The 21,909-nt window shown below is 39.9% G+C and carries 17 protein-coding genes and 1 pseudogene; 12 read left to right on the top strand and 6 right to left on the bottom strand.

Features of this window, described 5'->3' with window-relative positions; all coding sequences use genetic code 11:
- Positions 1–13 precede the first annotated feature (13 nt).
- The 4 genes from Bovatus_RS05725 to Bovatus_RS05710 all read left to right on the top strand — a co-directional run bounded on the left by Bovatus_RS05725 (position 14) and on the right by Bovatus_RS05710 (position 5,811).
- Positions 14–1,006, top strand: a complete 993-nt coding sequence (locus Bovatus_RS05725) for an NAD-dependent epimerase/dehydratase family protein (protein ID WP_004300024.1) — start codon at positions 14–16, stop codon at positions 1,004–1,006.
- Positions 1,007–1,018: 12 nt separating this feature from the next.
- A complete protein-coding gene (locus Bovatus_RS05720; protein ID WP_004300023.1) occupies positions 1,019–1,813 on the top strand; it encodes a polysaccharide biosynthesis/export family protein in 795 nt (264 codons plus the stop codon).
- Positions 1,814–1,822: 9 nt separating this feature from the next.
- Complete coding sequence (locus Bovatus_RS05715) at positions 1,823–4,261, top strand: GumC family protein (RefSeq protein ID WP_004300020.1); 2,439 nt, start codon at positions 1,823–1,825, stop codon at positions 4,259–4,261.
- A gap of 503 nt (positions 4,262–4,764) precedes the next feature.
- Entirely contained in the window at positions 4,765–5,811 is a 1,047-nt protein-coding gene (locus Bovatus_RS05710; RefSeq protein WP_004300018.1) for a mannose-1-phosphate guanylyltransferase, read from the top strand.
- 3 nt (positions 5,812–5,814) lie between these two features.
- Here Bovatus_RS05710 and Bovatus_RS05705 read toward each other — a convergent pair whose 3' ends face one another.
- The gene (locus tag Bovatus_RS05705; RefSeq protein WP_004300016.1) at positions 5,815–6,711 is read right to left on the bottom strand and encodes a helix-turn-helix domain-containing protein; all 897 of its coding nucleotides are present in this window, start codon (positions 6,709–6,711) and stop codon (positions 5,815–5,817) included.
- Positions 6,712–6,872: 161 nt separating this feature from the next.
- On the opposite strand from Bovatus_RS05705, the gene Bovatus_RS05700 reads away from it, so the two are divergent.
- From Bovatus_RS05700 to Bovatus_RS05680, 5 genes are all read left to right on the top strand, one after another.
- Positions 6,873–8,132: a TolC family protein gene (locus tag Bovatus_RS05700; RefSeq protein ID WP_004317898.1), complete on the top strand. Its 1,260-nt coding sequence runs from the start codon at positions 6,873–6,875 to the stop codon at positions 8,130–8,132.
- A gap of 16 nt (positions 8,133–8,148) precedes the next feature.
- Entirely contained in the window at positions 8,149–9,054 is a 906-nt protein-coding gene (locus Bovatus_RS05695) for an HlyD family secretion protein (RefSeq protein ID WP_004303643.1), read from the top strand.
- Positions 9,055–9,085: 31 nt separating this feature from the next.
- Complete coding sequence (locus tag Bovatus_RS05690; RefSeq protein WP_004300011.1) at positions 9,086–10,555, top strand: ATP-binding cassette domain-containing protein; 1,470 nt, start codon at positions 9,086–9,088, stop codon at positions 10,553–10,555.
- A 2-nt stretch (positions 10,556–10,557) separates the two neighbouring features.
- Positions 10,558–11,661, top strand: a complete 1,104-nt coding sequence (locus tag Bovatus_RS05685; protein ID WP_004300010.1) for an ABC transporter permease — start codon at positions 10,558–10,560, stop codon at positions 11,659–11,661.
- 77 nt (positions 11,662–11,738) lie between these two features.
- Positions 11,739–12,854: an ABC transporter permease gene (locus Bovatus_RS05680; RefSeq protein WP_004303641.1), complete on the top strand. Its 1,116-nt coding sequence runs from the start codon at positions 11,739–11,741 to the stop codon at positions 12,852–12,854.
- A 97-nt stretch (positions 12,855–12,951) separates the two neighbouring features.
- Here the strand turns inward: Bovatus_RS05680 and Bovatus_RS05675 are convergent, their stop codons facing one another.
- The 4 genes and pseudogenes from Bovatus_RS05675 to Bovatus_RS05660 all read right to left on the bottom strand — a co-directional run bounded on the left by Bovatus_RS05675 (position 12,952) and on the right by Bovatus_RS05660 (position 15,682).
- Positions 12,952–13,380, bottom strand: coding sequence for an Hsp20/alpha crystallin family protein (locus Bovatus_RS05675; RefSeq protein WP_004300008.1), 429 nt, complete (start codon positions 13,378–13,380; stop codon positions 12,952–12,954).
- Positions 13,381–13,651: 271 nt separating this feature from the next.
- Positions 13,652–14,128, bottom strand: a complete 477-nt coding sequence (locus tag Bovatus_RS05670; RefSeq protein ID WP_004300007.1) for an alanyl-tRNA editing protein — start codon at positions 14,126–14,128, stop codon at positions 13,652–13,654.
- A 3-nt stretch (positions 14,129–14,131) separates the two neighbouring features.
- Positions 14,132–14,938, bottom strand: a pseudogene (locus tag Bovatus_RS05665) (KilA-N domain-containing protein).
- Positions 14,939–15,046: 108 nt separating this feature from the next.
- The gene (locus Bovatus_RS05660; RefSeq protein WP_004300005.1) at positions 15,047–15,682 is read right to left on the bottom strand and encodes a SanA/YdcF family protein; all 636 of its coding nucleotides are present in this window, start codon (positions 15,680–15,682) and stop codon (positions 15,047–15,049) included.
- A gap of 943 nt (positions 15,683–16,625) precedes the next feature.
- Here Bovatus_RS05660 and Bovatus_RS05650 point away from each other — a divergent pair.
- Positions 16,626–17,330 carry an SGNH/GDSL hydrolase family protein gene (locus Bovatus_RS05650; protein WP_004299998.1) on the top strand — a complete coding sequence of 235 codons (705 nt, stop codon included), beginning with the start codon at positions 16,626–16,628 and terminating at the stop codon, positions 17,328–17,330.
- A 399-nt stretch (positions 17,331–17,729) separates the two neighbouring features.
- Here the strand turns inward: Bovatus_RS05650 and uvrB are convergent, their stop codons facing one another.
- Positions 17,730–19,760 carry an excinuclease ABC subunit UvrB gene (gene uvrB, locus Bovatus_RS05645; RefSeq protein ID WP_004299995.1) on the bottom strand — a complete coding sequence of 677 codons (2,031 nt, stop codon included), beginning with the start codon at positions 19,758–19,760 and terminating at the stop codon, positions 17,730–17,732.
- 135 nt (positions 19,761–19,895) lie between these two features.
- Between uvrB and Bovatus_RS05640 the strand changes: the two genes are divergently transcribed.
- Positions 19,896–21,194, top strand: a complete 1,299-nt coding sequence (locus Bovatus_RS05640; RefSeq protein ID WP_004299993.1) for a phenylacetate--CoA ligase family protein — start codon at positions 19,896–19,898, stop codon at positions 21,192–21,194.
- Between the two features lie 19 nt (positions 21,195–21,213).
- On the top strand, positions 21,214–21,639 hold the full coding sequence (locus Bovatus_RS05635; RefSeq protein ID WP_004299992.1) for an amino acid-binding protein: 426 nt from the start codon (positions 21,214–21,216) through the stop codon (positions 21,637–21,639).
- The last annotated feature ends 270 nt before the right edge of the window (positions 21,640–21,909 follow it).

The following is a 21,909-nucleotide window of genomic DNA, read 5'->3' as shown; positions in this document are numbered from 1 at the left end:
ATTAGTAAAAAACATGAAAATAACTTTAATTGGTGCGTCAGGTTTTGTCGGGACTCGTTTGATTACACTTTTGAAAAAAGCACAAAGATATGAGATGTTGAATATTGATTTGCAACAAAGTCGTTTCTTTCCAGAAGTTACAGCAATTGGTGATGTACGTGATCAGGATTATTTAGATAAGAAATTGGAAGGGGCTGAATGTGTTGTTTTATTAGCAGCACAGCATCGGGATGATGTTGTTCCGGTATCTCTTTATTATGATACAAATGTAGGTGGTATAGAAAAGACATTAAAAGCAATGGAGAAAAATAATATAAAACGAATCATTTTTTTTTCATCTGTTGCAGTATATGGTCTAAATAAAAAGAATCCAAATGAAGAATATCCGGCAGATCCGTTTAATCACTATGGGAAAAGTAAATGGCAGGCAGAGCAAATTTTGCATGAATGGTATAAGTTACATCCGGATTGGAATATTGATATTATTCGTCCAACAGTCATTTTTGGAGAACGTAACAGAGGCAATGTGTACAATTTATTAAAGCAAATTGCGAGTGGAAAGTTTCTAATGATTGGTTCTGGAAACAATAAAAAGTCAATGGCTTATGTCGGTAATGTTGTTGCTTTTGTAAAATACATGATTGATGAGGTTCGGACAGGTTATAATGTGTTTAATTATGTTGACAAGCCGGATTTTACAATGAATGAACTAGTGGCTCATGTGAGCAAAGTTATGAATAAACATATTCCGGCTACTCATTTCCCTTATTGGTTGGGCATGATAGGAGGATATTGTTTTGATATATTTGCTTGCATTACTCGTAAGAAATTGGCAGTAAGTTCTGTGCGTGTGAAGAAGTTTTGTGCAACAACTGAATTTGATGCTGCTAAAATACATTCTTCTGTTTTTAAAGCTCCTTATTCTTTAGGAGAGGGGCTGGCAAGAACTTTAGAGTTTGAATTTATATACCCCCCTACAGATGATATTACTTTTAAAAGTGAATAAGATGATAAGAATATGGAAAAAGTAAATAAACTAATATGTATGATATTGTTGTCTTTTTTATTAGCAGCATGTCAATCTTATAAAAAGGTACCTTATTTGCAAGACGTGGAAGCAGTCAATCAAGCTACTCAGCAGGAAACTCTTTATGATGCAAAGATCATGCCGAAAGATTTATTGACAATTGTGGTTTCGTGTACCAGTCCGGAACTAGCTGCACCCTTTAACTTGACAATTGCCAGCCCGTCTAATTTATCAATACAGTACACTACTACTCAGCCTGTGTTACAACAATATTTGGTTGACAATGAAGGGAAAATATCTTTTCCAGTATTAGGAGCACTGACAGTTGGAGGGCTTACAAAGAAACAGGCAGAGCAGTTAATCGTTGATAAATTGAAGCCTTATATGAAAGAAAATCCTATTGTCACAGTACGTATGGTAAATTATAAGATATCAGTCATTGGAGAGGTTGCTCGACCGGGTACATTTACTATTTCTAATGAGAAGGTGAATCTATTGGAGGCATTGGCCATGGCTGGTGATATGACGGTATACGGTCTTCGTGATAATGTGAAGCTGATTCGTGAGGACGCAAATGGCAAACAGCAAATTGTCACTTTGGATTTAAATAATGCCGAAACGATTCTTTCACCTTACTATTGGTTACAACAGAATGATATTGTTTATATAACTCCCAATAAAGCAAAGGCTCGAAATTCCGATGTGGGCAATAGTACCAGCCTCTGGTTCTCCGCTACCTCTATCTTGGTATCCGTTGTCAGCCTATTAGTAAACATCTTAAAATAACGATTTGCAATGAAAGAAACAGAATTCAACGGAACACAAGAGCCTAAGGAAGAAAGTATAGATGTCAAGGAACTGCTGTTTAAGTATTTGCTCCATTGGCCTTGGTTTGTGGGGGCGGTTGTGGTATGTTTGATTACAGCATGGGTCTATTTGTATATAGCTACTCCTGTGTATAACATATCTGCTACGGTTTTAATAAAGGACGATAAAAAGGGAGGTAGTGCCGGAATGCTTTCTGGGCTAGAGAGTTTGGGATTGGATGGTTTGATGTCTTCTTCACAGAATATTGATAACGAGATTGAAGTGCTCCGTTCCAAGACTATCGTCAAAGAAGTGGTTGAAGATTTGGGCCTCTATATTTCTTATACGGATGAGGATGAATTTCTTTCCAGGAATATGTATAAAACTTCACCAGTACAAGTGAGCATGACTCCGCAGGAGGCCGATTTATTGGAGAAACCGATAATTGTGGAGATGATATTGCAACCACAAGGAAGTCTGGATGTGAATGTGAAGCTTGGCGATGATGAATATCAGAAACATTTCGAAAAGTTACCGGCTGTTTTTCCTACCGATAAAGGAACATTGGCTTTTTTCCTGACACCGGATTCTGTATTATCTAAAAGAATATTGGAAAAAATTACAGATTCAGAAAAGACTACACGTAATATTACAGCAACAATTAATAAGCCTTTGGCTGTAGCGAAAGGGTATTGCAAAAATATGACTATTGAGCCTACTTCCAAAACCACTTCTGTGGCTGTCATATCATTGAAAAACTCAAATGTACAACGCGGCAAGGATTTTATCAATAAGTTATTGGAGATGTATAATATCAATACGAATAATGATAAGAATGAAGTGGCACAGAAAACAGCAGAATTTATCAATGAACGTATTAGTATTATCTCCAAAGAACTGGGTAGTACGGAAAAGGATCTGGAAAGTTTCAAACGTGGGGCGGGTATTACGGATTTGACCAGTGATGCACAAATAGCTTTGACGGGTAGTGCTGAATATGAAAAGAAGCGTGTGGAGAATCAAACCCAGATTAATTTGCTGCAGGATTTGCAAAAATATATGCAAAATGAAGGTTATGAGGTTTTACCTAGTAATATCGGATTGCAGGATGTGAATCTTGCGGCTGCCATCAACCGTTATAATGATGTGCTTGTTGAGAGAAAACGTTTGCTGCGTACATCAACGGAGAATAATCCTACCATTATAAACTTGGATACAAGTATTCATGCCATGAAAGAGAATGTACAAGTATCTTTAGACAGGGTTTTGCGTGGATTGTTGATTACAAAGGCAGATTTGGATCGTGAAGCGAATCGTTATTCCCGTCGTATTAGTGAGGCACCTGGTCAGGAGCGTGAGTTTGTGAGTATTGCTCGCCAACAGGAGATAAAGGCCGGACTTTATTTGATGCTTCTTCAGAAGCGTGAAGAGAATGCGATAACTCTGGCTGCTACAGCCAATAATGCGAAGATTATAGATGACGCTATAGCAGATGATACTCCTGTATCTCCTAGAGGCAAGATAATTTATCTGGTTGCTTTAGTGTTAGGAATCGGAATTCCGGTGGGGATTATTTACCTGCTCGAATTAACCAAATTCAAGATTGAAGGTCGTTCTGATGTAGAAAAGCTTACTTGTGTGCCTATTGTTGGTGATATTCCATTGACTGATGAAAAGCAGGGTGCTATTGCTGTATTTGAGAATCACAATAACTTGATGAGTGAAACTTTCCGCAATATCCGAACGAATCTTCAGTTTATGCTTGAAAATGACAAGAAGGTGATTCTGGTTACTTCTACGGTTAGTGGTGAGGGTAAATCTTTCATCTCTGGTAATCTTGCTATTAGTCTTTCTTTATTAGGGAAGAAAGTAGTAATCGTTGGTCTTGATATTCGTAAACCGGGCTTGAATAAGGTATTTAATATTCCGAGAAAAGAAGTTGGTATAACTCAATATTTGGCTAATCCGGAAAAGAACTTGATGGATTTAGTACAGCTTTCTGATGTAAGTAAGAATCTTTATATTCTTCCCGGTGGAACAGTTCCTCCTAATCCTACCGAATTATTGGCTCGTGATGGACTGGATAAAGCGATTGAAACTCTTAAGAAGAATTTTGATTATGTGATTCTGGATACAGCTCCTGTTGGTATGGTTACTGATACCTTGTTGATAGGACGTGTGGCTGACCTGTCTGTTTATGTCTGCCGTGCAGACTATACTCATAAAAACGAGTATACTTTGATTAATGAACTTGCTGAAAACAATAAATTGCCTAGCCTGTGTACTGTAATAAATGGTTTGGATCTGAAAAGAAGAAAATACGGTTATTATTACGGTTATGGTAAATATGGCAAGTTCTATGGTTATGGTAAGCGCTATGGTTACGGTTATGGATATGGAGAACATTTTCATGACAAGGAGTCATAAATTCAACCAATATAGCGGTTAATAAACTTTGATATAGAATTCGCCAATATATATATTTTATTGGTGATCGAGATTTTTTTTAGTTAATAATGTCATAGAGTACTTTTAATACTTTACACAAAAGTGAGATGGAACATGTAGGTCCCTAACTTCATGCTACACACATGAAGCACCCTACATTTTGTGGTCAGGAAATGTGCGGCGGTGTATTCCTGATCAACGCCCTCATGTCGGTGTAAATCCGATGTGATTTCTATTATATCAACTGTCTGTGAAGATCGTTGATATTTGAAATGATATTATCACTAGATAATATACAACTCAAAACGGGAGACAGCACTTTTGTTGTCTTCCGTTTTTATATTGAATACTTCTTCATTATAAATATTGGTACTTTATCGGGAGCTTACAAATACTCTTATTTTTATTTGCTGTTTTGGACATTTTAGCGTAACTTGCACACCTATTTTAAAGAATATTTTTTTTACAGGAGAATAACAGGTATGGATAATCATGTTGTAATAATGGCTGGTGGCATAGGGAGCCGCTTTTGGCCGATGAGCACTCCGGAATGTCCTAAACAATTTATTGATGTAATGGGATGTGGCCGGTCGCTGATTCAGTTGACGGCAGATCGTTTCGACGGTGTTTGTCCCAGAGAAAATATGTGGGTCGTAACTTCTGAAAAATACATTGATATTGTTCGGGAGCAGTTGCCGGAAATTCCGGAAAGTAATATTTTGGCGGAGCCTTGTGCGCGCAATACTGCACCCTGCATTGCTTTTGCTTGCTGGAAGATTAAGAAAAAACATCCGAATGCTAACATTGTAGTAACTCCTTCGGATGCATTAGTCATTGATACGGGAGAATTCCGTAGAGTGATGGAGAAAGCCCTTCGTTTCACAGATGATGGCAGCGCTATTGTAACGATAGGTATCCGGCCAACTCGTCCGGAAACCGGATACGGATATATTGCTGCTGCCGATCACCTCCAGACAGATAAAGAGATTTATACAGTAGATGCTTTTAAGGAAAAACCGGATAAAGAAACTGCCGAAAAGTATCTGGCAGAAGGCAATTTCTTCTGGAATGCGGGAATCTTTGTATGGAATGTGCGTACTATTACTTCCGTGATGCGTGTATATGCTCCGGGCATCGCACAAATTTTCGATCGCATTTTCCCCGATTTCTATACAGAGAAAGAGAATGAAACAATCAAGAAGTTATTCCCTACTTGCGAAAGCATTTCTATCGACTATGCAGTGATGGAGAAAGCGCAGGAGATTTATGTACTTCCCGCTTCTTTTGGCTGGTCAGATCTGGGTACATGGGGAGCACTTCGCGGTTTGCTTCCACAGGATAAGTCTGGAAATGCAACCGTAGGAACCGATATCCGTTTGTATGAAAGTAAAAATTGTATTGTGCATGCCAGCGAAGAAAAACGAGTAGTTATTCAAGGCTTGGATGGATATATCATTGCAGAGAAAGATAACACATTATTGATCTGCAAGCTGGAAGAAGAGCAAAGAATTAAGGAATTCTCGAAATAAAATTTATTTCGAGAATTGATATTCATGTGGTGTCATTCCTGTCATTCGCTTAAAGAACTTCGAGAAAAAAGAAGGATTAGGGAAGTTCAATTCATCAGAAATTTGATAAACAAGCAGATTGCTATGTTTTAGCAATACTTTAGCTTCTAATATAATGGACTGGTTTATCCAGTCCATTACTGTTTGTTGACTGGTTTGGCGGATGATCGTATTAAGATAACGAGGAGTGAGACATAGCTTATCCGCATAAAAACTAACATTACGTTCTTTCTTGCTATAAGCATTGACTAAAGAAATGAAACGCTGGAAAATCTCTTCCTGATGTGTCTGACAGCTCTGTTCTTTTTGATTGTTGTTTTTGACAAGATATTCTATATTGCACAAAAGACTAATTAGTAGATATTGAATAGCTTCCCGTCGGAACGTCGGTTCTTGTAATATATTCCATATTAAAGCAAAATAACTCTTAAACAAGTCGTATTCATGTGAGGTCAGAGATAATATGAGGTTTTTCTGTAACTGTGAGAGATGAGTGAAGAAATTGTCTTTTCCGGCTATAGAAAGAAATTCCGCGTCCATGGCTACCATCTGCATATCAAAATCCGGAGAGACTTCTATAATCTGAAGAATGGAATTCGGAACAATTAATAGTAGCTTGTCCGGCTGAAAAGTTTCTTCTATCAGGTTGATTAATACGCGCGCATATCCCTGTTTGATAACTGCGATACGTCCCTCTTTGATACGATAAGGTTGATCTATTGTGATAAGATTGGATTCTATTTTGGCGAAGCTGTTTACGAATCCGAAATGCGGAGATATGAAACGAAATTCGTTAAATCGGACGATATCCGGATTTTCTAAGATTTCGAGACCTATATTTAATGGTATTTTCTTTTCCATCTTTATCTGTTTTTTCCGCCAAAGATAATAAAAATCAGCAAATAGCCTTTTATTCTTTCTCTTTATCGAACTATTGGAACATTTTTACTAACTATCGGAATGTGAACGTATCTTTGAAACCTCTATCTTTGTCTTTTGAAGAAATTAAAGAAATGATGTGTATGAAAAGAATGGTTTTCAGTTTCTCCTTTTTATTGTTTGTATCGGGAATAAATGCGCAGATAACGTTGGAAGAATGTCAACGGAAGACGCAGGAAAATTATCCGTTGGTACATCAGTATGGCTTGGTGGAGAAAACAAAGGAATATAATCTTGAGAATGCGGCAAAAGGATATTTGCCACAGTTTGCCCTTTCGGCTAAAGCTTCTTATCAGAGTGAGGTAACGGAAATTCCGGTGAAGCTTCCCGGAGTGGATTTGAAAGGACTGCCGAAAGATCAGTATCAGGTGATGTTGGAGTTACAACAGAAAATCTGGGATGGTGGAGGAATCCGGACGCAGAAGAAACAAACGACTGCGGAAGCGGAGATAGAGAAAGAAAAACTGAATGTGGATATGTATGCGCTAAATAGTCGTGTAAATGACCTTTATTTTGGGATTCTTTTGTTGGACGAGCAACTGAAACAGAATGTATTGTTGCAAGATGAACTGGAGAGAAATTATCGCCAGATTACTGCCTACGTAGAAAATGGCATTGCCAATCAGGCCGATTTGGATGCTGTGAAAGTGGAGCAGTTGAACACAAAGCAGAAAAGAGTTGAACTGGTTTCATCGCGTATGGCGTATTTGAAGATGCTTTCACTTTTGGTAGGAGAGAAATTGTCGCAGGAAACGGTTTTGGAGAAACCTGTTCCTCAAGATGACATTTCGGCTGTCGGTGAGATTCGTCGTCCGGAATTATCTTTGTTCAATGCGCAAGGAGTAGGATTGCAAGTACAGGAGAAAGCTTTGAATGTGCGTCATCTTCCACAGTTCGGATTATTCGTGCAGGGAGCTTATGGAAACCCCGGATTGAATATGCTGAAAAATGAATTTTCTCCCTACTATATTGCGGGTGTTCGCCTTTCATGGAATTTTGGTAGTTTGTATACCTTGAAGAATGACCGGAAGGTAATTGAAAATAAACGCCGGCAATTGGATAATAACCGGGATGTGTTTCTGTTTAATACAAGATTGGAGATGACACAACAAGATCAGGCCATCCAATCATTGGAAAAGCAAATGCAGGATGATGATGAGATTATCCGTTTGCGTACCAATATTCGCAAATCGGCAGAGGCCAAAGTGGCGAATGGAACATTGACGGTGACCGAGATGCTTCGGGAATTGACCAATGAGAGTTTGGCACGTCAGTCGAAAGCGTTGCATGAAATTCAACGGTTAATGGGAATTTATCAATTGAAATATACTACGAATGATTAATATAACTTCTTTAGATATGGAACGAATGACAAAGATAGGAATGGTTGGAGTGGCATTGATAATGTTGGCTGCTTGTGGTAAGGGAATACCCAGCTATGATGCAACCGGCACGTTTGAAGCCACAGAAGTGATAGTCTCTGCCGAAGCTGCCGGAAAGTTGTTGCGACTGGAGGTAGAAGAGGGGACAAGACTGAAAGCAGGTGAGGAGATTGGACTGGTGGATACGGTGCAATTGTATTTGAAGAAATTACAACTGGAGGCCAGTATGAAATCTGTGGAAAGCCAACGTCCGGATCTTGCTAAACAGATAGCTGCTACCAAACAGCAAATAGCAACAGCTGAACGTGAAAAGAAACGCGTGGAAAACCTGCTTGCTGCTGGAGCGGCGAATCAGAAACAGTTGGACGACTGGGATGCACAAGTCAAATTGCTTGAAAGGCAGCTTGTCGCACAGGAATCATCATTGCAGAATAGTACAAATAGCCTGATAGAACAAGGAAATTCGGTTGCCATACAGGTTGCACAGATGGAGGATCAGTTAGCTAAATGTCATGTCCAGTCGCCTATCGAAGGTACAGTATTGGCAAAATATGCAGAAGCCGGTGAATTGGCGGCGATAGGTAAACCGCTGTTTAAAGTGGCTGAAGTGGATCGCATGTATTTGAGGGCTTACATCACCTCCGAACAGTTGTCGCAAGTGAAACTGGGAGATGAGGTAACTGTGTATGCTGATTATGGAAACTCGGAGCAGAAAGCTTATCCGGGGGTAGTGACATGGATTTCCGACCGTTCGGAGTTCACTCCCAAAACGATTTTGACGAAAAACGAACGTGCTAATTTGGTATATGCAGTGAAAATTGCCGTGAAGAATGACGGAGCATTGAAGATTGGTATGTACGGAGGAGTGACATTGAAAAATTAAAAATTGAAGATTAAAAATTAAACGCAAGGGAATGGCAAAGGGAGAACCCATAGTGGTTGTGAAAGAAGTCGGCAAGAACTATGGAACAGTGGAGGCGCTGAAAGACGTTTCTTTCGTTGTGGAACGAGGAGAAATCTTTGGTCTGATAGGGCCTGATGGTGCCGGTAAGAGTTCCTTATTCCGTATTCTGACTACTTTGTTGCTGGCGGATAAAGGAACGGCCATGGTTGCCGGGCTGGATGTGGTAACGGATTATAAACAGATTCGTACGAAAGTGGGATATATGCCCGGTCGTTTTTCACTTTACCAGGATCTTTCGGTAGAAGAGAATCTGGAGTTTTTTGCTACCGTGTTCCATACGACAGTTCAGGAGAATTATGATTTAATTAAAGATATCTACCAACAGATAGAACCGTTCAGGAAAAGAAGGGCAGGGGCTTTGTCAGGTGGTATGAAGCAGAAACTGGCATTGAGCTGCGCTTTGATTCATAAACCGGATATTTTATTTCTGGATGAACCCACTACCGGAGTAGACCCCGTGTCGCGTAAGGAATTCTGGCAAATGCTCCGAAACTTACGGGAACAGGGGATTACCATTGTTGTTTCTACTCCCATCATGGATGAGGCCCGGCAATGTGACCGGATTGCTTTCATCAATCATGGACAGATTCATGGCATTGATACTCCCGAACGTATTCTTCATCAATTTGCGTCTATCCTTTGCCCTCCTTCCTTGGAACGGGAGGAAGTGAAGCATGAAGTAGCTCCGGTCATTGAAGTGGAACAGTTGACAAAGTGTTTTGGAGATTTTACCGCAGTAGATCATATCTCCTTTCTGGTGAACCGGGGCGAGATATTTGGCTTTCTGGGTGCTAATGGAGCAGGAAAGACGACAGCTATGCGTATGCTTTGCGGATTAAGTAAACCGACATCAGGCATCGGGAAGGTGGCAGGATATGATATTTACCGGGAGGCCGAACAAGTTAAGAAACATATCGGATATATGAGCCAAAAGTTTTCGCTATATGAAGACCTGAAAGTGTGGGAGAATATCCGTCTGTTTGCCGGAATTTATGGCATGAAGGAACAAGAGATAGAACGGAAGACAGAAGAATTGTTGGATCGTTTGGGGCTTACTGCCGAACGGGATACTCTGGTGAAGAGCCTTCCGGTGGGATGGAAACAGAAATTGGCTTTTTCAGTATCAATATTCCATGAACCGAGAATCGTTTTTCTGGATGAGCCGACCGGTGGAGTAGATCCTGCTACGAGAAGACAGTTCTGGGAATTGATCTATCAGGCAGCCGATCAGGGTATTACCGTGTTTGTCACTACCCATTATATGGATGAAGCAGAATATTGCAACCGGATATCTATCATGGTGGACGGTCAGATAAAAGCACTTGATACACCTGCCCGTCTGAAACAACAATTCAGTGCGGAAACGATGGATGACGTTTTTCAGAAATTAGCCCGCGGTGCGGTGCGCAAAGCAGATTGATTATGAGACAGTTTATAGCTTTTATAAAGAAAGAGTTTTATCATATTTTCCGTGACCGGCGAACCATGCTGATTTTGTTGGGGATGCCTGTCGTGCAAATTATTCTATTCGGTTTTGCTATCAGCACGGAAGTGAAGAATGTTCGGTTGGCGGTGCTCGATCCTTCTAATGATGTGGTAACGCGAAAAATAATTGATCGTTTGGATGCCAGTGAGTATTTCACCGTTACTGCACGTTTTCATTCGCCCCAGGAAATGGAAGCTGCTTTCCTAAAGAATGAAGTTGATATGGCGATTGTCTTTAGCGAACGGTTTGCGGATGATCTCTATACGGGTGATGCTCGTGTACAGCTGATAGTAGATGCAACAGATCCCAATATGTCGACTTCGCAAGTTAATTATGCGACAGGAATCGTTTCTATGGTAGGCCAGGAGATGATTCCCCCGAATATGTCGGCTGCCCGCCTGACTCCTGATATCAAATTGCTCTACAACCCGCAGATGAAGAGTGCTTATAACTTTGTTCCGGGAGTGATGGGCTTGATCCTGATGCTGATTTGCGCCATGATGACCTCGATTTCCATTGTTCGTGAGAAAGAAACAGGCACGATGGAAGTATTATTGGTTTCACCTGTGAAGCCGCTATTTATTATTTTGGCAAAGGCTGTACCTTATTTTGTGCTGTCGTTCGTCAATCTGATAACGATCCTTTTGCTTTCGGTCTTTGTGTTGGATGTTCCGGTGGTAGGAAGTTTGTTCTGGTTAATCACGGTATCTTTGCTGTTTATCTTCGTATCGTTGGCATTGGGCTTATTGATTTCATCAGTCACACGTACACAGGTTGCGGCCATGCTGGTTTCCGGATTGATGCTGATGATGCCCACAATGCTTTTATCGGGCATGATTTTCCCTATAGAGAGTATGCCGGTGATACTTCAATGGATCTCGGATATACTTCCGGCACGTTGGTATATACAGGCTGTGCGTAAACTGATGATTGAAGGAGTACCAGTTGCATTGGTGTATAAAGAGATTGGTATCTTGTTATTGATGGCGACGGTACTTATTACGATCAGTATCAAGAAATTTAAGTATAGATTGGAATAATATGTCGATATGCCAATTGGCTGTATGAATACTATACAGTGTGCTAATGGGCAGATTGATAAATGGAAGAATTATTTATGATAAAGTTCCTGATAGAAAAAGAGTTTAAACAATTGCTTCGCAATTCGTTTCTTCCGAAATTGATTCTTGTATTTCCATGCATGATTATGCTGCTGATGCCTTGGGCGGTAAATCTGGAAATCAAGAATATACAGCTGAATATTGTGGATAATGACCATTCGGCTATTTCACAACGTTTAGTCAATAAGATTGCCGCCTCTACCTATTTCCGTCTGGTGGAAGTGCCGGCTTCGTATGAAGAAGGCCTACGGAATATTGAAATTGGAACGGCGGATATTGTGATGGAAATTCCGCGGCATCTGGAACGGGATTGGATGAATGGAGAAGATACCCACATACTGATAGCAGCCAATGCTGTGAATGGGACAAAAGGAGGGCTGGGGAGTTCTTATCTATCTTCTATTATTAATGATTATGCAGCCGAGCTGCGTTCGGAATATCCTGCAACTGCTACAGTCTCCGGTGCTTTCCCTTCGATAGGCATTGATACACAGGGGTTGTTTAATCCGAATCTGAACTATAAACTCTATATGATTCCGGCATTGATGGTCATGTTATTAACTTTGATTTGTGGTTTCTTGCCTGCATTGAATATAGTTAGCGAGAAGGAAGTAGGAACGATTGAGCAAATCAATGTGACGCCGGTTCCGAAGTTTATCTTTATTTTGGCAAAGCTCTTGCCTTACTGGTTGATTGGTTTTGTGGTGCTGACTGTATGTTTCATATTAGCCTGGTTAATTTATGGCATAGTGCCGGTCGGTCATTTTCTATTGATTTACTTTTTCGCAGTTCTTTTCGTTCTGGTAATGTCCGGTTTCGGACTTGTTATTTCCAACTACTCGGCAACGATGCAACAGTCTATGTTTGTTATGTGGTTCTGTTTGTTGGTTGTAATTTTGATGAGTGGTTTGTTTACTCCCATTAGCAGTATGCCGGAATGGGCTCAACTAATTACTAGGCTCAATCCTTTGAGGTATTTTATGGAAGTGATGCGAATGGTGTATTTAAAGGGGAGTGGTTTCTTTGATTTACTGCCACAGTTTGGAGTATTGTTGTTTTTTGCAGTAGTGTTTAATAGTTGGGCAGTGATTAGTTATCGGAAGAATAACTAAGGATAATAATATAAAAACAGCTCGTTTCCTTTTCAGGGAAAGAGCTGTTTTATTACTTCTTATCACCGTTTCCGGTGAACAGCAAGTGGTTACCGTATTACTTTATTTCGATTTGCCGATTGGGCTTCTTCACTTCTTCTTCAGAGAGTTTCGGAAGTTCGATGTTTAAAACACCATGTTCTACGGATGCAGCAATTTTTTCTTTGTCCACATTGTCCGGTAGAATCATTGTTTGCTGGAACTTAGAGTATGAGAATTCGCGACGCAGATAGCGACCGTCTTTCTTTTCCTCCTTGTTTTCAGTCTTCTTCTCCATGCTGATAACGAGGTTGTTGTCTTCATCAATGCGAACATTGAAATCATCCTTCGTCATACCAGGAGCAGCCAATTCCACTTTGTACTCTTTTTCTGTTTCCAAAACATTAATTGCAGGTGCAGTAGCATTTGCTTTTACCATCCAATCGTTATCAAAGAAATCATTAAAGATACTTGGTAACCAACTTTGAGTTCTTCTAACAGGCATCATAATTTTAGTCTCCTATCTTTAAGTTAAACATTCAATTAATAAATTTAGAACTTCGGCATTTTCACTTCCGATGGTATCGGTTATCCCGCCTTCCATCGTCCGCTCTCGAACCGTTGTTCGCTTCTATAAATGCAAACCTTATGCCAAGAGATTTTAGAGACTAAAATTGTCTATTTGTCATTTTTATAATGTCATTTTTGCAATATAAATGACAAAATGTATCCTGTTTTTATTTATTTTATATAAGATAGATATTAATTTGATAACCTGTTTACTTCTTCTCGATCAGTTTGAACCTTATTCTTAGTGTTTGCCTTTCTTCGTCATAATCATAACTAATGATTTTGAAGGTACCCACTTCAGAAGTATGGGATACATGCAATCCGATGCAGGCGCAGGCATCATAATCTCCAATGCGGACAATGTGAAGAGTTTCGCTTGCATCGGCAGGTAGCTTACTTAAATCTACAATATCTTTGGCCTGTTCATGAGTCATAAACTCAACAGTCACAGGTAGGTTCTGACTGATTACCTCGTTCACTCTATCTTCAATAGACTGGATTTGTTCCGCTGTCGGACATGACGAAAGTATATAGTCACATTTGCTTTTTTTTCTTTCGATGTGGGCATTGCGAGAACGTGGGCAGCCAAAGGTTTTCACCATGGTGGCATTGAGTAAATGCTCTGCTGTATGCATAGGAGGGTATTCCTGCTTGTTGTGATCGTTGAGTTGAATTTGTTGTTCCATAAATTATTTCAATAACTTTTTATTTTTAATATCTTCTAATATGTTCATTTGTTGAATTGCTATTTGATTTAATTTGATGAGTCTATCCTTTTGTGCCAAACCTTCGTTTATGAAAACTGCATTTTAGTTTTCCATATTTGATAAGCAGATAAGTTCGTTGATTGAGGCATAATCGCGGATATTTCCTTTTAAATCAGGGTGTGTATCCCGCCATTCTAAGGCTGTCATTCCAAACATGGCTACATTAAGGACATCAGCTTCGCTGGCATAAATCATAGATGTTTGCTGTGAAGTGATTTCTTGAGGGATAAGATGTTGTTTGATTGCATCAGTATGAATATGGTAATTAATTTTAGATAATTCTCGCTTTGCCGACCAACCAAGTTGAGCTTGCTCTTGCTCTTTGAGACGTTGGAATTCTTTTACTATGTATAATTCAAATTCAACGGAAATCCAACTTGCAAATTTGAATGCAATGTCTTTGTGAGCAAAAGTGCCCCCATATCGTCCTGATTTGGATATAATTCCAATAGCACAGGTGGTTTCTATCCATTTTTGAGGGGAAAGAGTAAACGCATTTAGTCCTGCTTCTTTTTTAAACCCCTCGAATTCGAGGGGTTTAAAATGGGGGTTGTACAATATCTCCCATAATCCTAAATATTCAATGGTCATTCTATTACGTAGCCAGTTGGCAATAACAGCATTGGCATCTGTCGTCTTGTATTTAGCTATGTCGGTTAAGGAAATGTAATCTGTATCGTTGATTTTTAGGATAGTAACATCTGTTTTCTGAACTGTAATCTTTGCCATATTCTGATTTTTCAGTAAAGGTAGAGCTATATTTGGGAATAAAGAAACGTATATCACTTTTTATTCAGAATATGTTAAACTCACTTCCATGCATCGGAGGTATCTCGCTTATTCAATTATTATTTTCTCTCCCAAGAAATGAGGTTGTTTATCTATACCTAAATCTATAAACATTTTGACTCTTGCAAGTAATTCCCGGATGTTAGTTTTCAGTCCGGCATAAGCATTTACATTTGGGGCGTTGTACCCGATGGCGTCTATTCCATTTTTCTCTGCAAGATAGATCGCTCGTTCGTTATGGAAACGTTGGGAGATGATGGTCAGACGATTTTGTCCAAACACTTCTTTGGCACGTACAACAGAGTCGAGAGTCCGGAATCCGGCATAATCTAAATAAATGGATTTTTCAGGAATACCTTTTTGCATGAGTGCTTTCTTCATTTCTTCCGGTTCATTGTAATCCTCTTTACGGTTATCGCCGCTGATGAGGATATATTTAATTTTTCCGGCTTTATATAACTCCACTGTTGCAAGAATCCGATAATCGAAGTATAAATTGTTATTTCCACTTTTCAACTTGGGAGAAGTTCCGAGAAGTAATCCTACATTGTTGGAAGGGATGGTATTTACTTCCGTATATAGTTTGGAGACTGTGTGTTTCTTGATCGTCCTGTTACATACAACTATGCTGATTACACACAGGATAGCAATTATTAGAGTGGTATAAAGCAGTTTGCGTTTCATGTTTCGGATAATAATTGTGACTTCACAAAAATACCATTCTTTTTTAGGAAATCAAGCATATAGACATAAAAAAAGGAGCAACGCCTTGCTCCAACCTTTGTTAACCTTAAATCTAATACTATGAAAAACACAGTGCAAAGATACGGACTATCGTGAAATTAGCAAATAATCCAAGAAAAAACGTATGTTATATAACATTGATTAAGAAAAAGTACCTTCGCCTTAACGGTTATTCGATGTTTTGGGCGATAGACAAATGTGGATGCTCCATTCTTCTTTCTTCATCAACTTTTTTAATAATTACTATGAACTGATTTAACAGCTGAATTTATTCGAAAAAAGCAAAGCTACAAATAAATTTTAGCACATGCGATTTGCGTTATAAAGATTCAAAAAATAGAAAAATCGAACTATATATTTTAATATATAGTTTATTATTTATATATTTATAATAATACCGGTAAGTGTTCAAGGGGGACTTTTTTAGGTAGGTGTAACCGGCTGCCATATAGCGAGTTATCTGCCTTTGGAGAGCGTTCCACTATGCGTTCGGCAAAAAGGCGCTTTTTTATCCCCCAAATGGAGGCTCTAAACTCATGCGGCAGAGCCTCCGTTTGATACATTCAGAGGCTTTGTTTCAAGTAAATGGAGCCTCTAACTTTTGCTTCCCCAAAGAAAGGTTATTAATATGCGAACGTATATGACTATTTAGAACCGAAACCAACTGAAAAGAACCGATGAGTTTAGAAGCTCCCCGCGTATGGCGTATTTTTGCAGGAAAACTGAAAACAATAACAAATATGCAGAAAAAATCTCTCCCGTCTGACATTTATCAGCACATTATGGCATGGAAATGCACAAAAAATGGCCATACAAAGTATAGTGCATCGCTTTTCTTTTTATCTTTGCATGAAATATAATATTACTAATACTTAATATAAACATGAATAAAAGAAGATGGGGCCAATGGATATTATTGGCTGTTGTTTGCTTGAGTTTCTCGATAGGAGAAAGCTATGCGCAGAAAAATGATTTTGCTAATCTACGTCGTTATTCAAAAGAAAATGCTGCACTTCCACAAGCGACAAAGAAAGACAAACGGGTTATTTTTATGGGAAATTCCATTACGGAAGGATGGGTAAGGACTCATCCGGATTTTTTCAAATCAAATGGTTACATTGGCCGTGGAATCAGTGGGCAGACTTCCTATCAATTCTTGTTACGGTTCCGGGAAGATGTGATTAATCTTTCTCCTGCTTTAGTGGTGATTAATGCTGGAACAAATGATGTCGCTGAAAATACACAAGCGTATAATGAAGATTATACATTCGGAAACATTGTTTCTATGGCGGAACTGGCAAAAGCAAATAAAATAAAAGTAATTTTGACTTCCGTATTGCCTGCTGCTGCATTTAAGTGGAGAATGGAAATAAAAGATGTTCCGCAGAAAATTAAATCTTTAAATGACCGGATAGAGGCTTATGCAAGAGCAAATAAAATTCCGTTTGTTAATTATTACAAGGCAATGGTGGTTGACGAAAATCAGGCCTTGAATCCTCAATATACTAAAGATGGAGTTCACCCAACGAGCGAAGGGTATGATATTATGGAACCGTTGATTAAAAATGCCATAGAGAAGGCTCTTTGATTTATCATCGCTTGAAGTAGGAATAATCCAACTATAAGAAATGGGAGGATTGCATGAATAGATTCAGTCGTAATGAACGATCAGTCTATATCTGCAATCCTCCTTAATTTATGCTTTAGAGAGTGGTACATTATGTCTTTTCAATTTTATATTTTTCATTGAAGGTGACGTATAGACATAAAAAAAGGAGCAACGCCTTGCTCCAACCTTTGTTAACCTTAAATCTAATACTATGAAAAACACAGTGCAAAGATACGGGATTCCGGTAACTTTGCAAATTATCAGCCCTTAATTGGTGTTTTTATAACACTAATTAATAGACTAAATGCGAAGTTACAGGTTTGTTAAGAGTTTCAGCCCTTAACAATCAGGCTATAATAGGTGAACAATGGGGAAATTTTATCCCCATTTCTCTTTCATCAAGTCCTCCAGTTTCAATAATTCGTCACGATATTGTGCGGCTTCGATAAATTCAAGTTTCTTGGCTGCTTCCTGCATCAGTTTGCGGGTACGCTCGATACTCTTTTCCATCTGCGCTTTACTCATATACTGCACTATCGGATCTGCTGCGATATTCGGAGTAGAAGGTTCTACATAAGCATGTCTTTCTTTCAACAGCTCATCTGCCTCTTTTGCATTACCGAATACAGACAAGTTTCTGGCCTTTTTAATCTGTTGCGGGGTAATTCCGTTTGCCTCATTGTATGCCAACTGCTTTTCGCGGCGACGGTTCGTTTCATCAATCGTCAGTTTCATACTATCCGTCATCTTATCAGCATACATGATTACCTTACCGTTCACATTACGCGCGGCACGTCCCGCAGTTTGTGTCAACGAACGGTGGGAGCGGAGGAATCCTTCTTTGTCTGCATCGAGAATAGCGACGAGAGACACTTCCGGAAGGTCGAGACCCTCACGAAGCAGGTTGACCCCGATAAGTACGTCATAAACTCCTTGACGGAGATCATCCATAATCTTCACACGTTCCAGTGTGTCGACATCACTATGGATATAGGTACATCTCACATTATTATTAAGAAGATATTCTGCCAGTTCTTCTGCCATTCGTTTGGTTAGTGTAGTGACGAGTACGCGTTCTTCCTTTTCAATACGGAGCTGGATTTCTTCCATTAAATCGTCAATCTGATTGAGACTCGGACGTACTTCGATGATAGGATCAAGCAGACCGGTAGGACGAATCACCTGTTCCACGACAATTCCTTCCGACTGAATCAATTCATAATCCGCCGGTGTAGCACTGACGTAGATTACTTGTTTTGCCATCTCCTGAAACTCTTCAAATTTCAATGGACGGTTGTCCATAGCGGCAGGCAATCGAAAACCATATTCCACAAGATTGATTTTTCGCGCACGGTCTCCTCCATACATTGCACGGATTTGGGGTACGCTTACGTGGCTTTCGTCGATAACGATCAGGAAATCATCCGGAAAGAAATCGAGCAAACAATAGGGGCGGGTACCGGCAGCACGGCCGTCAAAATAACGGGAATAATTCTCAATTCCGGAACAATGTCCCAATTCCCGGATCATTTCCATATCGTAAGTTACTCGCTCATACAATCGTTTGGCCTCGTATTCTTTGCCGATAGATTCGAAGAAAGCTACTTGCTTGGTTAGATCATCCTCTATTTCATGAATAGCACGGAGAGTAGCCTCTTTGGTAGTCATGAACAGGTTGGCCGGATAAATCTTATAGGCGTCAAATGGTGCGATAGTGACTCCTGTGATAGGATCTACCTCTTCGATGCCGTCAATCTCATCCCCCCAAAAGGTGACACGGAGCAGGTTGTCGGTATAAGCCAGATAAATATCCACTGTGTCGCCCTTGACCCGGAAATTTCCACGGTTCAAGTCGATATCATTGCGGACATACAAACTGTCTACCAAACGACGTAGAAACACATTGCGGTCTATCATCCGTCCCCGTTCTATTTCGATGACATTTTTGTAGAAGTCCGAAGGATTTCCCATACCGTAGATACAAGATACGGAAGAAACCACTACCACGTCTTTTCTTCCGGAGAGTAGGGCGGAAGTGGCAGAGAGCCGGAGCTTGTCGATTTCGTCATTGATGGCGAGATCCTTCTCTATATATGTATCACTGTTCGGCAGATAAGCTTCCGGCTGGTAATAATCATAGTAAGAAACGTAATATTCTACCGCATTATTGGGGAAAAATCCTTTAAACTCACTATAGAGCTGGGCAGCCAGTGTTTTGTTATGGCTCAAAATCAACGTGGGTTTATTGATATTGGCGATCACATTGGCAATGGTAAATGTTTTTCCCGACCCGGTCACTCCCAATAAAGTCTGTGCGGGAACTCCCTGAAGTACCCCTTCAGTAAGTTGTGCTATAGCTTCCGGCTGATCTCCGGTAGGTTTATAAGCTGATGTTAGTTCATAATTCATAGTTAAATCCTAAAAAGTGGAGCAATATTCGGTAAAATAATCGAGATAACAAATCATTTTTCCAAATAAATCCTTTACTTTGCAACATATTAATATCAAAAAACAGATTCATACAACTAGTAATACCAGAAACACATGATTTGGAATGAGAGCATTGAGTGTATGGACCGCGAAAGTCTTCGCAAGATTCAAAGCATACGACTCAAGAAAATTGTAGATTACGTTTATCACAACACGCCTTTCTATCGAAAGAAGATGCAGGAAATGGGGATTACTCCCGATGACATCAATAGTATTGATGATATTGTAAAACTGCCGTTTACCACGAAACATGATTTAAGAGATAATTATCCGTTCGGACTTTGTGCCGTGCCGATGAGTCAAATTGTACGTATTCATGCTTCTTCCGGAACAACCGGAAAACCGACGGTTGTCGGATATACCCGTAAGGACTTGTCTACATGGGCGGAATGTATATCGCGTGCTTTTACCGCTTATGGAGCGGGGCGTTCTGATATTTTTCAGGTATCTTATGGATACGGACTGTTCACGGGCGGATTGGGAGCACATGCAGGAGCCGAAAATATCGGTGCTTCTGTTATTCCGATGTCCAGTGGTAACACGGAAAAACAGATAACCTTGATGCATGATTTCGGATCGACAGTGCTTTGTTGTACTCCTTCCTATGCGCTTTATCTGGCAGATGCAATCAAAGATTCCGGTTTGCCGCGTGAAGAATTCCAACTGAAAGTCGGTGCTTTCGGTGCAGAACCCTGGACGGAAAATATGCGTCATGAGATAGAAGAAAAGTTGGGAATCAAAGCATACGATATTTATGGCTTGAGTGAGATTGCCGGACCGGGTGTCGGGTACGAGTGCGAATGTCAGCACGGGACTCACTTGAATGAAGACCATTACTTTCCGGAAATCATCGATCCGAATACGTTGCAACCGGTTGAGCCCGGTCAAACGGGCGAACTGGTATTTACCCATCTGACCAAAGAGGGTATGCCGTTGCTCCGTTACCGTACGCGTGATTTGACGGCCTTGCATCATGATAAATGTTCCTGTGGCCGTACATTGGTACGTATGGATCGTATTTTGGGACGTAGTGATGATATGTTGATTATCCGCGGTGTGAATGTATTCCCGACGCAGATTGAATCAGTCATTCTTGAAATGGAAGAGTTTGAACCGCATTATTTGTTGATAGTAGGTCGTGAAAACAATACCGATACAATGGAACTCCAGGTTGAAGTACGTCCGGAATTCTATTCGGATGAGATCAACAAAATGCTGGCTTTGAAGAAGAAACTGGGAGGACGTTTGCAAAGCGTACTCGGACTGGGAGTCAACGTGAAACTGGTAGAGCCTCGCAGCATTGAACGCAGCGTAGGTAAAGCGAAACGTGTAATTGATAACAGAAAGATTTAATACTTAAAACTTTACGATAATGGTAGCAAAACAACTTTCTATTTTTTTGGAAAATAAGTCAGGCCGTTTGACGGAAGTGACCGAAGTGCTGGCGAAAGAAAATATCAATCTTTCTGCCTTGTGCATTGCCGAAAATGCTGATTTTGGTATTTTGCGTGGAATTGTATCCGATCCGGATAGAGCATACAAAGCTTTAAAAGATAATCATTTTGCAGTGAATGTGACTGATGTAGTAGGTATAAGCTGTCCCAATATACCAGGTGCTTTGGCAAAAGTGCTGGGATATTTATCAGAAGAGGGCGTATTTATTGAATATATGTATTCGTTTGCCAATAACCATATTGCAAACGTAGTGATTCGTCCCAGCAACCTGGATAAATGTATCGAGGTATTGAAAGAAAAGAAAGTCGATTTACTGGCTGCAAGTGACTTGTATAAACTGTAAATATAACAGTGAGCAATGAATAATGAACGGTAAACAGTTGTGTTATCCAATTCAAGGACAGCGCAATTGCTTACCGTTTTTACTATAAATATAGTGACGCTATCCGGTGAAGATAGCGACGGTATATGCCAACGATACCGTCACTATCCTGAACACATACCGTCACTATTGTGATTCGTTTATAATCTGCTGTTTATAGTTTGTCGTTTGTAATTCGACGTCATTTTCTCTCCTTTTGTCGATGTTTAACGCCTTTTATGTATTAAAAAA

The organism is Bacteroides ovatus (assembly GCF_001314995.1).
In the GTDB taxonomy this organism is placed as follows: domain Bacteria; phylum Bacteroidota; class Bacteroidia; order Bacteroidales; family Bacteroidaceae; genus Bacteroides; species Bacteroides ovatus.
The sequence above is the reverse complement of the archived record's forward strand: the minus strand, read 5'-3'. Positions and strand labels throughout refer to the sequence as shown.

Excerpts from the sequence above, each read along its gene's own strand:
- Bovatus_RS05710 (WP_004300018.1), top strand. The coding sequence starts at position 4,765 with ATGGATAATCATGTTGTAATAATGGCTGGTGGCATAGGGAGCCGCTTT.
- Bovatus_RS05660 (WP_004300005.1), bottom strand. The coding sequence starts at position 15,682 with ATGAAACGCAAACTGCTTTATACCACTCTAATAATTGCTATCCTGTGT.
- Bovatus_RS05685 (WP_004300010.1), top strand. The coding sequence starts at position 10,558 with ATGAGACAGTTTATAGCTTTTATAAAGAAAGAGTTTTATCATATTTTC.
- Bovatus_RS05700 (WP_004317898.1), top strand. The coding sequence starts at position 6,873 with ATGAAAAGAATGGTTTTCAGTTTCTCCTTTTTATTGTTTGTATCGGGA.
- Bovatus_RS05705 (WP_004300016.1), bottom strand. The coding sequence starts at position 6,711 with ATGGAAAAGAAAATACCATTAAATATAGGTCTCGAAATCTTAGAAAAT.
- Bovatus_RS05715 (WP_004300020.1), top strand. The coding sequence starts at position 1,823 with ATGAAAGAAACAGAATTCAACGGAACACAAGAGCCTAAGGAAGAAAGT.
- Bovatus_RS05680 (WP_004303641.1), top strand. The coding sequence starts at position 11,739 with ATGATAAAGTTCCTGATAGAAAAAGAGTTTAAACAATTGCTTCGCAAT.
- Bovatus_RS05690 (WP_004300011.1), top strand. The coding sequence starts at position 9,086 with ATGGCAAAGGGAGAACCCATAGTGGTTGTGAAAGAAGTCGGCAAGAAC.
- Bovatus_RS05695 (WP_004303643.1), top strand. The coding sequence starts at position 8,149 with ATGGAACGAATGACAAAGATAGGAATGGTTGGAGTGGCATTGATAATG.
- Bovatus_RS05635 (WP_004299992.1), top strand. The coding sequence starts at position 21,214 with ATGGTAGCAAAACAACTTTCTATTTTTTTGGAAAATAAGTCAGGCCGT.
- Bovatus_RS05675 (WP_004300008.1), bottom strand. The coding sequence starts at position 13,380 with ATGATGCCTGTTAGAAGAACTCAAAGTTGGTTACCAAGTATCTTTAAT.
- Bovatus_RS05640 (WP_004299993.1), top strand. The coding sequence starts at position 19,896 with ATGATTTGGAATGAGAGCATTGAGTGTATGGACCGCGAAAGTCTTCGC.
- Bovatus_RS05720 (WP_004300023.1), top strand. The coding sequence starts at position 1,019 with ATGGAAAAAGTAAATAAACTAATATGTATGATATTGTTGTCTTTTTTA.
- Bovatus_RS05670 (WP_004300007.1), bottom strand. The coding sequence starts at position 14,128 with ATGGAACAACAAATTCAACTCAACGATCACAACAAGCAGGAATACCCT.
- uvrB (WP_004299995.1), bottom strand. The coding sequence starts at position 19,760 with ATGAATTATGAACTAACATCAGCTTATAAACCTACCGGAGATCAGCCG.
- Bovatus_RS05725 (WP_004300024.1), top strand. The coding sequence starts at position 14 with ATGAAAATAACTTTAATTGGTGCGTCAGGTTTTGTCGGGACTCGTTTG.
- Bovatus_RS05650 (WP_004299998.1), top strand. The coding sequence starts at position 16,626 with ATGAATAAAAGAAGATGGGGCCAATGGATATTATTGGCTGTTGTTTGC.